The organism is Nocardia sp. NPDC051900, assembly GCF_044452545.1.
Classification (GTDB): Bacteria; Actinomycetota; Actinomycetes; order Mycobacteriales; family Mycobacteriaceae; genus Nocardia; species Nocardia sichangensis.
Genome location: NZ_JBITBU010000023.1, coordinates 97,765 through 110,763 on the forward strand (window position 1 = coordinate 97,765; position 12,999 = coordinate 110,763).

A 12,999-nucleotide genomic window follows, 5' to 3' on the forward strand; every position below is an offset into this window, starting at 1 on the left:
CCCCCTGGGTCAACCCGTAACGGCAACGACGTGGCCGATATTGCGGTGATCGGTTGCCCCGGTACGCCGGTACGAGAGAATGAGGTTGTGACCGCCTCCGATTCAGATACTGCCGAGACTCCGGCACGCCGCTCCCCTGGTCGCCCACGGGTGCCGTTCGACCGCATCGTGGCCACCGCGACGCGCATCGTCGACGAGGAAGGAGCCGACGCCTTGTCGATGCGCACCCTGGCCCAACGTCTCGACACCGGCACGGCGGTGCTGTATCGGGCCGTTGCCAATCGCGCCGAACTCATCGGGCACGTGGTCGACCGGGTGCTCGGCGAGGTGGAGATCGATGACAACGCACCCGAGGGCGACTGGCAGCGCGCGTGCGCGGCCGCCGCCGAAGCCATGTTCTCGACCCTGCACCGGCACCGCGGTGTCGCACCCCTGTTCATCGAGCAGGTACCGACCGGCCCCAATGCGCTCATGTTGCGTGAGCGGATCTTGGCGATGTTGCTCGCCAACGAATTCTCCCCGGAACGCGCGGCATTGGTGTACGCCACCGTGGCCCGCTACGTCATCGGGTTCGCCGCCCAGCTACAGGGCCACAACACCGAAGCCAACATCGAGCCCGCCAGCCTCACCGCTCTGTATCGCCGGCTCGATCCGGCGCAGTTTCCCGCCACGGTCGCCGTCGCCGACTGCCTACCCACGCAGACTTTGGAGGACGAGTTCCGCTTCGGTCTGCGATTGCTCATCGCAGGCCTCGTGGACCTGCACGCCACAGGAAGGGACTCGACTGGCTCAACCTGAAGCGGGTGCTCGTTTCCGCGTTCGAACGTCACGCCCGAGTCGGCAGTACCCGAGCAGCTATCGCTGTCTGCAACCGGTTAGGAGGACATCTGCTGTGCCGGAGCGTCGCACGATACCGGCCGCCGATCGATGGAGATGCTCGAGTACGTCCTCCACATCCACCCCGACCAGTCGGCCGCCCCGTTTGACCACCCACCCGTCGACGATGACCGTGTCGACGTTGCTTGTGTCCATCAACTGGACGATGGCGCCGGGTGCGTGGTTGATCGGGCCTGCGTTGAGCGTGCGTGCGTTCAAGACGATGACATCGGCTCGTTTACCCGGGGTGAGCGAGCCGACGAGATGGTCGAGATGAGCAGCCTGGGCTCCGCCGAGCGTCGCCATCCGAAGGATGTCGCGGGTCGATACCGGCGACATCGTTTCCGACGCTTCATCCACCAGTGGCGGGATACCGCTTCGCTGCAGCACGTACGCCGCGCGCATCTGCGAGAAGAAGTCCACGGGCGCAATGCTGACGGCGTCCGTGCCGAAACTCACCGAAATTCTGTGGTCGAGTGCGGCTTGCAGCGCAGGCCGTCCCATCGCGAGGGACTGTTCGGCGACGGCCGAGACCGATACCTTGCCACCGGTACGCTCGATCACCCGCCACGCCGAATCCTCCAGGCCGAGGCAATGGATGTAGGTGATCCATGGCCCGAGGAGGCCTTGCTTCTCGAACTCTTCGAGTGCACGCCCCCAGTTGACATCGTTGACATGCGCGAAGACGGGCAGCTGTAGTTCCTTGGCGAGTTGGAACAGGTCTTCATCGACGTGATAGCCCAACGCCATGCGAACAAGGTCTCCGTCCCTTGTAGCGGCGGTCTGTTGCAGACGATGAATGTCTTCCGGATGGGCGTACGACGGCGAGGGTTCATGGTCGCCGAAACACGGCGAGAAACTGAAAACGCAACGGATGCCGGAGCGGCGGATGCCATCCAGCGCCGCGTCGGTGTGTTCAGGAGTGTAGGAGCATTGCGAGGTATCGACGACGGTCGTGGTGCCCGCTGACAGATTCTCCAGCGCTCCGCCGAACTCACCCCAGTACACGTCCTCGGGCGTGTACTGATGGAACAGCCCGTCGGCGCCGAAGCGTGACTGCAGGAAATAGTCGGAGTCCAGCGCATCGGACCAGTACGACCGTAAGGCGGTCTGAAACATGTGATGGTGTGAGTTCACGAACCCGGGAAGGACAATCTTCCCTTCGCACTCGACGACCGTGACGCCGTCGGCGCCCAGATCCGCCCCGACACTTGCGATCCTGCCGTCTTCGATGAGCACGTCGGCGCGTTCGTAATCGCCGAGACCGGCATCCATGGTGAGAACGATCCCGCCACGCAACAGCAGTCGATTCCCGGTTGTCATCGCTCGTCCACCACCATCGCCAGACCCCAGCCGCTACTGGTAGCACCACCCGAAGCCCGACGCCGACAACGAGTCGTGCCGTACGGCAAGCGGTGTAGCGAGAGCGTTCGGCCGTCCAAAGTTCTCCTCCAGTTCGGATACAGCGGGGCAGTTGCGTGATGTCCACGCTCCCTCAGCCGAGCCGTGCGCGTCGGCCGAAGGAGGGTGAGGGCAAGCCGAGGGGACAACGGAGGTCATCCATGCCGGTCAGCACCGGCGAGCCGGCGAGTTGCCCGGACCGGATAGCCGATGCGGTGACTCGCCGACACGACACCTTGGCCTCCGGTCGTCCTCGCGAGCGCAGGCCAACTATATCGGCAACGGTGTTACCGATACAAGTACCGGCGACGAGAACAGTTCGGCGCGAACGAGGAGTCGACTACAACCGTCGCTCTCGATCGCCGAGGTCGCCCGCTCGCGCAATCCTCGCTCGAACCGGGTGGCAAACTTCGCCCGGCGACCACATCGAGGGCACTTTGCACCGCCTACAGAAGCGCCTCGGCCTTCTTCAGGGACTTGTCGAGCGCGCCGACCAGCGATCGCTTGAACATGCCCCCCATCGGCCCGTCGATCATTCCCCCCTCGATATTCGCCGTCATGGCGACAGTCGTACCCTCCGACTCGGCCCGAAGATTGACGGCCAAGGCCAGCTTGACGCCAGCCCTGGTGGTTCCGCCCAGCACGAGGGAGTGCGGCTCCATGACATCCTCGACCGTCCAATCGATGGAGATCGGCATATTCATGACCGTCGCAGCCGCCGTCACCGCATCACCTCTGGTGACCCGATTCGGGACGTCACTCTTCCACGCCTTGTGAATCATCAACCATTCACTCCAGCGGTGCAGATCGCAGAGGATCGCCCAAACCTCCTCCGGTCGGGCCCCGTACCTGGCGTTCACTTCGACAGTACGCATGCCGATCACCCTCTCCTCAAACTTCAATTATCGGCAACACCGTTGCCAATATGACTGTAGGGTTGAGAGGGTAACGGACGGAACGTCGTCGGCGCGACGCGAGGCGTTGGTCTCCACCTTGCCCGACGGCAGAACTGATGACCGACCGCGCCGAGCCGGCAGGTCGACGAGACTCCGCCCTCATGTGCAGGATGTTGAACTGGCCGTAGCTGTCCTTGAAATCGAGTTCGATTCCCGCCCGGGCCGTGGTTTTGCCGTTGCCCATCTCGGCATAGGTGTAGCGGCCCCCTCTGGCATATTGATGCGGATCCTGGCCGGCTCCCCGGTGTAGGAAAGGATGATGGGCCCGCGTGCCTCGACGAGCCCGTCGATGGTGAGGCCGGCCTGTCGCGGGTCGATGTCGATCGACAGTTCGATGGGCGCGTACAGCGTTTCCAGCACGGTCGAGACCACCGTCGACGTCGAATTCTGCGGCTCGGGTGGTGGCGATTGCGGTGACGCCTACTGGTGAGATCGCGTATTCAACTGCCGCGGGTTGTCGATGGTTTCCAACCGGCGGGTGACCGGAACCGAGGGGGCGGTGATGGCCGTGTGATCGGCTCGGCGGGCGCAGGTTTCGCAGACTATCCGCGACAGGGTCTTCTCGCGGATGTCGATGTCACGGCGGGCGATGTGTCAGTGGCCATCGGGCTGACTGGTTGGCCATTGCTACGGGCCTACTGCATCAGTTGGATGTGGGGGTGATCGGGTGAGATTGGACAGACGCGAAGGATCATGTTGTAACCGCGAGCAATTGTGACGTCGGGGCCTGTGGTCGTGCCGTAATCGCCTGCGAGGGCCTGATCTTCGTACGGTATCCAGCTGTGGGTTCCGGCGTCCCATTCGGACGAGGCGACGGTGAGCAGCGGTTCGGTCTCGGTACCGCAGGTGGGGCATGGCTGTGGAAAGGGGTCCGTGGTGCCCCACCGGATATGGCCGCCAACCTTCCACCCGGGTGCAACGCATATGTTGTCGATGAACCAGCTCTCGATTTCATCCGGATCGATCCCGGTGTGCTGCCTGCTCGCCCACTGTCGCATTTGCTCCAGCGGCTCGCCGCCGAGTTCTTCGAAGTCGCTCGGGTATTCGATGATGCGCTCCGGCTCCACCGTGCATGGCAAGGGTATGTAGTCGTAGCCGTATTCCACCGCTGCCGGTACCGGTGGGGTATTCAGGATGTCGGTGACGTCGGCGGCGGTGCGCCACACCAGCGCGGTCTCGGGCATGGCATCGGCGTTGTCCAATGGGCACCAGAGTATCTGCAGCAGATCCTTGCCCGGCGGCGGACGTAACCCGGGGACGTCACGCGTATAAAGTTGCGCTACCGGCAACATGGCATTCGGGACATGGGCCGTCGGCTTCCACCGACCCGCCAACGGCTGAGACGGGGGGAGGTTGAGGTTGTCGAGATCAAACCCGCTGGCTTCGAATTCCCAGATGTCACGCGGCACTGCTGACAACATGGCACTCGGGACATCGGCCACCGACGGCCACGGCTCGGGATCGTGTCGCGTCAGCTTCGCATCCACCAGCGACTGTAACGGGTTGAGCTCGTGGGGATTCCACGCGTTGGTTAAGAAGTCCCAGTTGTGAGGCCCGTGACAGTGCGGCCACGGTTCATCGGTCGGCCACAGCAAAGGGCCGCCGATCGAACTGTCGTATACCGACGGTGTGCCGCTGCGCGGGTGGAGCCGGGTCGCGGGACGAGTCAGCGGCGCCAGTGCGGGACACGCGGCTGCGACATCGACGGCTCGGGGTGGCGTGGTGCGGGTCATCGACAAACCTCTTCGGATTCGGGCGTTCGAACTGTAGTTCGGAGAATGTCGAATCCCACGGTTGGGAATATCTGGTCGGACGTCGCTCCGCCCAAGAGTCGCGGGCGCGTGACCACTTTGCAGCGGCCATATCCGATGAAGGCAGCCTGCGAAAGCTCTGCCGCAGATAAATTCCCGAGTCGACGCAGGTCCGGAGACCTCACGACGGAAGATCGCCCTGATGACTGGCAGGCTCTCGTAATCAACTGTCGCGAGTAGGTGTCCAGCCAGCCGGTTTCCGGGGACGAGGGCCGGTGGCGTAGCGGCCCCAGGTCGCGGCGGCCTGGGCGGCGGCGCGGGTGGTTGTGTGGTGGTAGCCGAGCGCTTCGGCGACGACCGCCCCGTGAGTTCGAGGACGTCCTGATGCAGGGCGCTGACCCGGCCCGGCCGGGTGGGAACGCCGAGGGCGTTGATCAGGTCGCTGAGGGTCGTGGGGTGCATCGGCTGGCCGGCGCGACGGCCGGGAAACAGTCAGCGGGAGTCGCGATTGGTGGCGGTGTTCATGTTGGCGCGCTGGTCGATCCAGGACAGCAGCAGCTCGGCGACCGGTCGGGGGACCGGTGATGGTGGTTCGCCGAGGTTCGGCAGCACATGGCCGTCGGCGTCGAGGACATCGTCTATGGTGAGCCGGATGATGCGGCTGACGGACTGGGCATAGAGCAGCACGATCGCCGCCGCGACGGCCAGCGGCGGTCTATCGGTTCGCCGGGCGGGGGCGGTGGTCAGAGCAGGAGATGGAAGATGTCGAAGGCGACGTTCCATTCGGCGGTCCCGGGGTTCTTACGGTCCGGTTCGATCGTGACGAATGTGTGCGCCAGCGCCACGCTCAAGCCTCCGGCAATCAGCGGCAGCCGCTGCTCGGTCGCCTCGGAAAGGGCCATGTCCAACGGCGGCCGGGCCGCCAGTTGATCGAGCACAGAATGTAGTTCGATCTCCTCATCCAGTTTCTCGAACCGGTGGATGCTCTCCTGCAGTCCCTTGGTGATCGGCAGGTCCCACGGTTCGATCACGTCCCTCAGGTTTGCCTTTGCCGAGGCCTTGCCGATGAGGATCAGATCGTAGATCTTGTCGTCGATGAAATCCGTGTAGCGCTTGAGGTCGTTCCGGTCGACTTGCAGGCCGGCCGCTGCCCGGAAGAATTGCTGGAATTTCACGGTACCCATCACTGGCATGTCGTCAGCTCCTGTCGAAGTATTCATGGATTTGGCGAACCGCCATCGCTCCCTCACCGACAGCGGAGGCGACACGTTTCACCGAGCCGGTGCGGACGTCACCGGCAGCGAACAGGCCGGGCAGGCTTGTTTCGAGCGTCCTCGACGGCCGGTCGCCAGTCCGCCGGTTGCCGTCTTCACGGGCGTAGACCGCGTCCATGCCCGTGAGGACGAAGCCGTGGTCGTCGAGTGCGAGCGCGTCGGCCAGCCACCCGGTGTGCGGCACCGCCCCGATGAAGACGAACAAGGCGTGTACCCGGAGGGTGTCCTGTTCGCCCGTCTGATTGTTCTCGACCACAATCTGGTCGAGGTACTTCTCACCGTGGACCTCGCGAATCTCGGTATGCCGGTGGACGGTCACGCGCGGATGGCGCTCGATCTGGTCGACGAGGTACCGGGACATGCTCTTTCCGAGGTCACCGCTGCGGATGAGCAGGTGAACGTGGGAGACACGGTCCGCGAGAAAAACGGTGGCCTGTCCGGCGGAGTTTCCGCCGCCGACGATGGCCACCGGGTCGGTGCCGCACATCCGCGCTTCCTGATGGGTTGCGGCGTAGTACACGCTTGTCCCCTCCAGGACCTCGATTCCCGGAACCGCCAACTTGCGGTATCGCGCCCCGGTGGCGAGCACGACGGCCCGGCCGCGAACCGTGCCGCCGTCCGCCAGCCGGAGCACGTGGTGGCCGTCCTCGGACCCCAAACCGGTCACCTCCGCCGACACCAGGATTCGGGCGCCGAACTTGCCGGCCTGGATCACGGCTCGCTCCGCCAATTCGGCGCCGGAGATCCCTGCCGGGAAGCCGAGGTAGTTCTCGATCCGGGAGGAGGTACTGGCCTGGCCGCCTGCGGCGAACGACTCCAGTGTCACCGTGTTCAACCCGTCCGAGGCGCCGTACACGGACGCGGCCAGACCGGCCGGTCCCGCACCCACCACGACGAGGTCGAACACGTCCTGGGCTGCGTCGTGGACCGAGTCCGGGACCGGAAGCCCGACGATGCGGGCGAGTTCCGCGTTCGTGGGATTGCGCAGCACCTTCTCGCCGTGCCAGATCACGACGGGGGTGTCCTCGGGGGCGACGTCCAGGCTGCGCAGCAGCTGCTCCGCCCGTTCGTCCTGCTCCACATCGATCCATCTGTGGGGCAATCGGTTTCGAATGGCGAACTGCCGAAGCCGCAACGTATCCGGTGAATAGCAGGAGCCGATGATCCGGAATCCCGAACCGAGCCCGATCAGCAGGTGCCGCCGCACCAGGTAGGCGCGCAGGATGAGATCGCTGAGCACGGGATCGTGGGAAACCAGCTGGCGCACCCGGTCGGCCGGGACGACGAGTATCTCGCCGTCCTCGATCGCCTCGGCGGTGAAGAACGCCACCTGGCCTTCCAGCAGTCCGAGCTCGCCCAGGAATCGGCCGGGACCGTGCACGCGCAGTATCCGGCGTTCGCCGTCTCCGTCGCCCTCGTCGATGATCGCGACCTTGCCCGAGAGGATAACGAAGAAGTCGTTGCAGGGTTCGCCCTCTCGGATGAGCAGCTCGCCGGGGCGAACCGCTCGACGCGTGCCACCGACCTCGAGTGTCGCGACCTGGTCGTCCGTCAGCCGCGGGTATCCTCCGAGCTCATCGGGAGTCTCGTCGAGCGGCGGAATGTCGCGGACGGGAGCGGCGTCCTCAGACGAGGTTCTGGTCGACATAACACCAGCGCCAATCTTCACCTGGCTCCATCGACTGGACGATCGGATGGCCGATGGCGTGAGCGTGCGCGCTCGCGTGCTTTCCCGGCGAGGAGTCGCAGCAACCGACGTGTCCGCACGTCAGGCACAGCCTCAGATGTACCCAGGGGGTGCCGAGGCGAAGACATTCCTCGCAGCCCTGCGGAGTCCGGGGTACGACGGGACGGATCGCGGTCACGTGTGGGTCGACATGGACAGATGTCATGGCTTCGTCTCCTTGCCTGCTTTTTCCGAAAGCGCCTGGTCGAGCCATGTGCGCAGTTGTGGTACCGGAGCGGCGCCCGCGTGACGAGCCAGGATCTCGCCTCGGTCCATCACCAGCAGAGTCGGTACGGCGCGGACGGTGAATCGTTCGGCCGTCCTGGGCGCAGCATCCACGTCGATCTTCACCAGCTTGATTCGACCCGCGCGTTCCCTGGCGAGCTGCTCGAGCGCCGGACTGACCATGCGGCACGGGCCGCACCACGTCGCCCAGAGGTCGACGAGCACAGGCACCGAGGATTTCTCGGCGACCTCCGCGAAGTCGTCGTCCCCTGCCGAGGCGATCCAGGGCAGCGGCTCGTGGCAGTTCCCGCAGCGCGGTTTTCCTTCCCCGGCCGCCGCCACCCTGTTGACCTTGCCGCAGTTCGGGCACTTCACCATTTCGGATCCCACGACGACACCTCTTCTCAGGCCGCCGCGACGGCGGGTTCCGCATACGCGACGGCGAGTTCGTCGCCGGCCACCGTGACACGGATGGTGCCACCCGGTTCGATCTCGCCGCGCAACAGCGCACGACCTATCCTCGTCTCCACCTCGTGGGCGATGTACCGCCGCAGCGGCCGCGCGCCGTAGACCGGGTCGAAACCGTGTTCGGCGATGAGCCGGCGCGCTTCCGGCGTGATATCCAGATGTATCTGCCGCTGCGACAACCTGTTGCGAAGATCGGTGAGTTGTAGCTCGACGATGTGCTCGATCTGGGGCAGCGTGAGCGGGGTGAACAACACGATGTCGTCGACCCGGTTGAGGAATTCGGGGCGGAAGTGCCCGCGCAGCTCCGCCAGCACCCGCTCCCGGGCATCCGGTTTGATCTCGCCGTCGGCTGTGACTCCCTCGAGGAGATACAGGGATCCGATGTTGGAGGTCATGATGATCACCGTGTTCCGGAAATCGACCTGCCTGCCCTGAGAATCGGTGATCCGGCCGTCGTCGAGCACCTGCAGCAGGGTATTGAAGACGTCGGCGTGGGCCTTCTCGATCTCGTCGAAGAGTACGACGGAGTACGGCTTGCGGCGTACCGCCTCGGTGAGCTGGCCGCCCTCGTCGTAGCCGACGTACCCGGGGGGCGCACCGATGAGCCTGCTCACCGTGTGCCGCTCTTGGTACTCGCTCATGTCCAGCCGCACCATGTTGTCTTCGCTGTCGAAGAGGGCACTGGCCAGCGTCTTTGCGAGCTCGGTCTTTCCCACGCCCGTCGGGCCCAGGAAGATGAACGAACCGATCGGCCGGCGTGGGTCACGGATACCCGACCTCGCCCGGATCACCGCGTCTGCGACCAGTTGCACCGCCTCGTCCTGACCGACGACCCTCTCGTGCAAGATCTCGTCGAGCTTCAACAGCTTCTCCCGCTCGCCTTCCTGCAGCCGGGCGACCGGGATACCCGTCCATGCGGCCACGATCTCTGCGATCTCGTCTTCGGTGACGACCTCACGCAGCAACGGATTCCGGCCCTGCCTGGTGGCCAGTTGCTCCTCCGCCGCCCTGAGTCTGCGTTCCAGCTCGGTGATCTCGCCGTATCGCAACTCGGCGGCCCGGTTGAGGTCGTAGTTGCGCTCGGCCTCCTCGGCCTCGTGGCGCAACCGTTCCAGCTCTCCCCGCAGCTCCTGCACCCGCCGGATCGCCTGCCGCTCGGCCTCCCACTGAGCGTGCCTGGCGTCGGCCTCGGCCCGTAGGTCGGCCAGCTCCTTGCGCAGCTCTTCGAGGCGCGCCTTGCTGGCCGCGTCCGTTTCCTTGGACAGCGCGGCCTCTTCGATCTCCAGCCGGGTCACTTTCCGGGTGAGCTCGTCGAGTTCGGCGGGCATCGAGTCGATTTCGGTGCGTTGCCGAGCGCATGCCTCATCGACCAGGTCGATCGCCTTGTCCGGAAGGAAGCGGTCGGTGATGTACCGGTGCGAGAGGGTCACGGCGGCGACCAGGGCGCCGTCCTTGATCTTCACGCCGTGAAACACCTCGAGGCGTTCCCGAAGTCCGCGGAGAATCGAGATCGCATCCTCGACGCTGGGCTCGTCGACGAGAACGGTCTGGAAGCGACGCTCCAGTGCCGCATCGGATTCGATGTGCTTGCGATATTCGTCGAGAGTGGTGGCGCCGATCATGTGTAGTTCGCCGCGGGCGAGCATCGGCTTGAGCATGTTGCCTGCGTCGAGAGACCCGTCGCCGCCGACTGATCCCGCGCCCACAACGGTATGTAGCTCGTCGACGAACAACAGGATGCGCCCCTCGGCCGCCTTCACCTCCGACAGCACCGCCTGCAGTCGCTCCTCGAACTCGCCGCGATACTTCGCGCCGGCCACCAGGGAACCCATGTCGAGCGAGAAGATCGTCTTGTCGCGCAGGCCCTCGGGCACGTCGCCGCGGACTATCCGCTGGGCGAGTCCCTCGACGATCGCGGTCTTACCGACGCCGGGGTCGCCGATCAGCACCGGATTGTTCTTCGTCTTCCGGCTCAGGATCTGCGTTACCCTGCGGATCTCGGCATCTCGGCCGATGACCGGATCGAGATTGCCTACCCGGGCCTCGGAGACGAGATCGCGTCCGTACTTCTCCAGCGCCTCGTAGGCCCCTTCCGGGGTCGCCGATGTGACGCGCTGATGGCCGCGCACTTTGGTCAATACGGCGAGGAAGGACTCTCGCGTGACCCCATGATTGGCGAGGACCCTGCCTGCCGCAGTGGCCGACCCCTCCTCGGAGAGCGCCATCACGAGATGCTCCACCGACACGTAGGAATCCTTGAGTCGCTTCGCCTCCCGTTCCGCGGCGTCGAGCAGCCTGGCCAGGCGCTGGGTGATCATCACCTGTCCGGGCGTCGCGCCGGGGCCGCTGACCTTCGGCCTATGCGACAGTTCACGTTCCAGATCGGATCGCAGGGCATCGACGTTGGCGCCGGCCTGCTCGAGCAGTCGGGGTACCAGCCCTTCCCGCTGATCGATCAACGCGAGCAGCAGGTGCTCTCCGTCGACCTCGGTGTGACTCATTCTGGTCGCTACATTCTGGGCTTCCTGCAGGGCTTCTCGTGACCTTTCAGTCAGGCTGCCGGTGTCCATGGGGTGCCCTCCTTCCGCGGGAAGCTGCTTCGAGTTTCTCGATTCGATCCAGCAGATCGAGTACGAGCCCGATTGCCGAGTAGTTCAGGCCCAGACCGGTCCGCAGCCGTTGGATGCGGGCGGCGTGGGCCACTTCGGATGGCTGGAACGACATCTCGCCGCCGGCGTCTCGGTGGGCGTCGAGCAGGCCGAGCGCCACAAGCCTTCGTGCCAGGTCCGGGTGCAGCCCGGTACGTTCGGCGAAGGCATCTGGCGACAATCCGGGACGGCGAACCAATACGTACCGGGTGACCGGGCTCGGGGTGCTCATGTCTCTTTCCTCGGATCGAAGTTCGATTCGGTGGCCAACTGCTCGAACAGCTCGCGCTCGCGTGCTGTCGGTTTCGACGGCACCATCACCTTGATCTCGGCGTAGAGGTTGCCGTCGGGGCCACGCGGATTGGGCATTCCTTCTCCGCGCAGCCGCAGCTTCCTTCCCGTCGACGAGCCCGGTACCACTTTGACTTTCGCCTCGCCACCCGGGGTGGGAACGACGACGGTCGACCCGAGCACCGCCTCCCATGGCGATACGGGCAGGTCCACATAGATGTCCCGGCCCTGTACCCGGAACCGGGGATGCGGCTTGATCCGCACCACGAGGTACAGATCCCCGGGCGGCGCGTCACCGTTGCTCCGCCCGCCTTGCCCGGCCAGCCGGATTCTCTGGCCGTCCAGGACACCGGCGGGAATGTCGACGTCGTACTGGCGTCCGTCCAGTCTGAGTGTGCGTTTGCCGCCCCGATACGCCTGTTCCAGAGTCAGTTCCAGTTCCGCTTCCTGGTCGGCACCGGGAATCGGCCCGTACCCGCCGGCGCCGCCGAACATCTGCCCGAAGAGATCCTCGAAGTCGACGGCGCCCTCGCCACCGAAACCTCGACCGAAGTGCACCCTTCTGCCCCCGCCGCCGTACCCACCGGCGCCGGCCCGGACCCGTTCGTCGTAGTCCTCGGGCACACGCCGGAAGTCCTCACCGAATCGGTCGTAACGTTTCCGAGTGTCCGGGTCGGACAACACCTGGTAGGCCTCGTTGGCCTCCTTGAACTTGTCCTCCGCAGTGGGGTCCTTATTCACGTCGGGGTGATACTTGCGCGCCAGCTTGCGGTACGCCTGCTGGATTTCGTCGGTGCCCGCGCCGCTCGGGATACCGAGCACTTCGTAGTAGTCACGCGCCATCGGTGCTCACCCCTCGGGTCGGCTGACGACCACCGAGGCGGGACGCAACTGCCGACCGTCCTCTCCATAGCCTGGGCGCAAGACCTCGATCACGGTCCCGGAGGGAACGTCCGGTTGGGCCACCACGCTGACTACTTCGTGTAGCTCCGGGGAGAACGGCACACCGACCTCGTCGTGGCGCTCGAAGCCGAACTGCGCCAGCACCTGCACCGCTTGGTCTCGGATCGCCTTCACGCCCTCGACGACGGCCTGGGGATCGCTGCCCGCATGGGCCAGCGCGAGCTCCAAATTGTCCAGCACCGGGAGCCACGCAGCGGAAACCTTCGCCACCTCCGCGGCGCGGGCACGGTCCAGATCCTTGGCAAACCGCTTGCGCAGGTTGTCCAGATCTGCAAGGGCCCTGCGCCAGCGGTCCTCGAGTTGAGCCAGCTCGGCCCCCGTGTCGGTGCGATCCGGCGCCGTCTCGGTCTGATCCCCGTCGGTAGCCGACTCGGCAGCCGACTCGGTCGTCGAATGATCTGCGGACCTTTCCATCGTGTG

Annotated in this window: 12 protein-coding genes and 1 pseudogene; 1 reads left to right on the forward strand and 12 read right to left on the reverse strand. The window is 65.3% G+C overall.

Annotation, left to right across the window (positions count from 1 at the left end; translation table 11 throughout):
• Positions 1 to 87: 87 nt before the first annotated feature.
• Entirely contained in the window at positions 88 to 798 is a 711-nt protein-coding gene (locus ACIA5H_RS31690) for a TetR/AcrR family transcriptional regulator (protein ID WP_397079418.1), read from the forward strand.
• Between the two features lie 57 nt (positions 799 to 855).
• On the opposite strand, the gene ACIA5H_RS31695 is transcribed toward ACIA5H_RS31690, so the two are convergent.
• The 12 genes and pseudogenes from ACIA5H_RS31695 to ACIA5H_RS31750 all read right to left on the reverse strand — a co-directional run bounded on the left by ACIA5H_RS31695 (position 856) and on the right by ACIA5H_RS31750 (position 12,993).
• Positions 856 to 2,199 (reverse strand): amidohydrolase family protein, encoded by a 1,344-nt coding sequence (locus tag ACIA5H_RS31695; protein WP_397079420.1) that lies wholly within the window; start codon positions 2,197 to 2,199, stop codon positions 856 to 858.
• 524 nt (positions 2,200 to 2,723) lie between these two features.
• A complete protein-coding gene (locus ACIA5H_RS31700) occupies positions 2,724 to 3,152 on the reverse strand; it encodes an SRPBCC family protein (protein WP_397079422.1) in 429 nt (142 codons plus the stop codon).
• 716 nt (positions 3,153 to 3,868) lie between these two features.
• Entirely contained in the window at positions 3,869 to 4,966 is a 1,098-nt protein-coding gene (locus ACIA5H_RS31705) for a hypothetical protein (RefSeq protein WP_397079424.1), read from the reverse strand.
• Between the two features lie 510 nt (positions 4,967 to 5,476).
• Positions 5,477 to 5,767, reverse strand: a complete 291-nt coding sequence (locus ACIA5H_RS31710) for a hypothetical protein (protein WP_397079491.1) — start codon at positions 5,765 to 5,767, stop codon at positions 5,477 to 5,479.
• Positions 5,728 to 6,168, reverse strand: a complete 441-nt coding sequence (locus ACIA5H_RS31715; protein ID WP_379252536.1) for a DUF1931 family protein — start codon at positions 6,166 to 6,168, stop codon at positions 5,728 to 5,730. Before ACIA5H_RS31715 ends, ACIA5H_RS31710 begins: the two co-directional genes overlap by 40 nt.
• Before the next feature lie 13 nt (positions 6,169 to 6,181).
• Positions 6,182 to 7,906 carry an FAD-dependent oxidoreductase gene (locus tag ACIA5H_RS31720; RefSeq protein ID WP_397079426.1) on the reverse strand — a complete coding sequence of 575 codons (1,725 nt, stop codon included), beginning with the start codon at positions 7,904 to 7,906 and terminating at the stop codon, positions 6,182 to 6,184.
• On the reverse strand, positions 7,884 to 8,150 hold the full coding sequence (locus ACIA5H_RS31725) for a UBP-type zinc finger domain-containing protein (protein WP_379252339.1): 267 nt from the start codon (positions 8,148 to 8,150) through the stop codon (positions 7,884 to 7,886). The genes ACIA5H_RS31720 and ACIA5H_RS31725 overlap by 23 nt, the downstream gene beginning before the upstream one ends.
• On the reverse strand, positions 8,147 to 8,599 hold the full coding sequence (trxA, locus tag ACIA5H_RS31730) for a thioredoxin (protein WP_397079429.1): 453 nt from the start codon (positions 8,597 to 8,599) through the stop codon (positions 8,147 to 8,149). Before trxA ends, ACIA5H_RS31725 begins: the two co-directional genes overlap by 4 nt.
• 14 nt (positions 8,600 to 8,613) lie before the next feature.
• On the reverse strand, positions 8,614 to 11,247 hold the full coding sequence (clpB, locus tag ACIA5H_RS31735) for an ATP-dependent chaperone ClpB (RefSeq protein WP_397079431.1): 2,634 nt from the start codon (positions 11,245 to 11,247) through the stop codon (positions 8,614 to 8,616).
• A pseudogene (locus ACIA5H_RS31740) lies at positions 11,229 to 11,557 on the reverse strand (chaperone modulator CbpM). Before ACIA5H_RS31740 ends, clpB begins: the two are co-directional and overlap by 19 nt.
• Positions 11,554 to 12,459, reverse strand: a complete 906-nt coding sequence (locus ACIA5H_RS31745) for a DnaJ C-terminal domain-containing protein (protein WP_397079433.1) — start codon at positions 12,457 to 12,459, stop codon at positions 11,554 to 11,556. Before ACIA5H_RS31745 ends, ACIA5H_RS31740 begins: the two are co-directional and overlap by 4 nt.
• Positions 12,460 to 12,465: 6 nt before the next feature.
• On the reverse strand, positions 12,466 to 12,993 hold the full coding sequence (locus ACIA5H_RS31750) for a nucleotide exchange factor GrpE (RefSeq protein ID WP_379252335.1): 528 nt from the start codon (positions 12,991 to 12,993) through the stop codon (positions 12,466 to 12,468).
• Positions 12,994 to 12,999 lie beyond the last annotated feature (6 nt).

Excerpts from the sequence above, each read along its gene's own strand:
- ACIA5H_RS31705 (WP_397079424.1), bottom strand. The coding sequence starts at position 4,966 with ATGACCCGCACCACGCCACCCCGAGCCGTCGATGTCGCAGCCGCGTGT.
- clpB (WP_397079431.1), bottom strand. The coding sequence starts at position 11,247 with ATGGACACCGGCAGCCTGACTGAAAGGTCACGAGAAGCCCTGCAGGAA.
- ACIA5H_RS31750 (WP_379252335.1), bottom strand. The coding sequence starts at position 12,993 with ATGGAAAGGTCCGCAGATCATTCGACGACCGAGTCGGCTGCCGAGTCG.
- ACIA5H_RS31695 (WP_397079420.1), bottom strand. The coding sequence starts at position 2,199 with ATGACAACCGGGAATCGACTGCTGTTGCGTGGCGGGATCGTTCTCACC.
- ACIA5H_RS31725 (WP_379252339.1), bottom strand. The coding sequence starts at position 8,150 with ATGACATCTGTCCATGTCGACCCACACGTGACCGCGATCCGTCCCGTC.
- ACIA5H_RS31745 (WP_397079433.1), bottom strand. The coding sequence starts at position 12,459 with ATGGCGCGTGACTACTACGAAGTGCTCGGTATCCCGAGCGGCGCGGGC.
- ACIA5H_RS31710 (WP_397079491.1), bottom strand. The coding sequence starts at position 5,767 with ATGGAACGTCGCCTTCGACATCTTCCATCTCCTGCTCTGACCACCGCC.
- ACIA5H_RS31720 (WP_397079426.1), bottom strand. The coding sequence starts at position 7,906 with ATGTCGACCAGAACCTCGTCTGAGGACGCCGCTCCCGTCCGCGACATT.
- ACIA5H_RS31715 (WP_379252536.1), bottom strand. The coding sequence starts at position 6,168 with ATGGGTACCGTGAAATTCCAGCAATTCTTCCGGGCAGCGGCCGGCCTG.
- ACIA5H_RS31700 (WP_397079422.1), bottom strand. The coding sequence starts at position 3,152 with ATGCGTACTGTCGAAGTGAACGCCAGGTACGGGGCCCGACCGGAGGAG.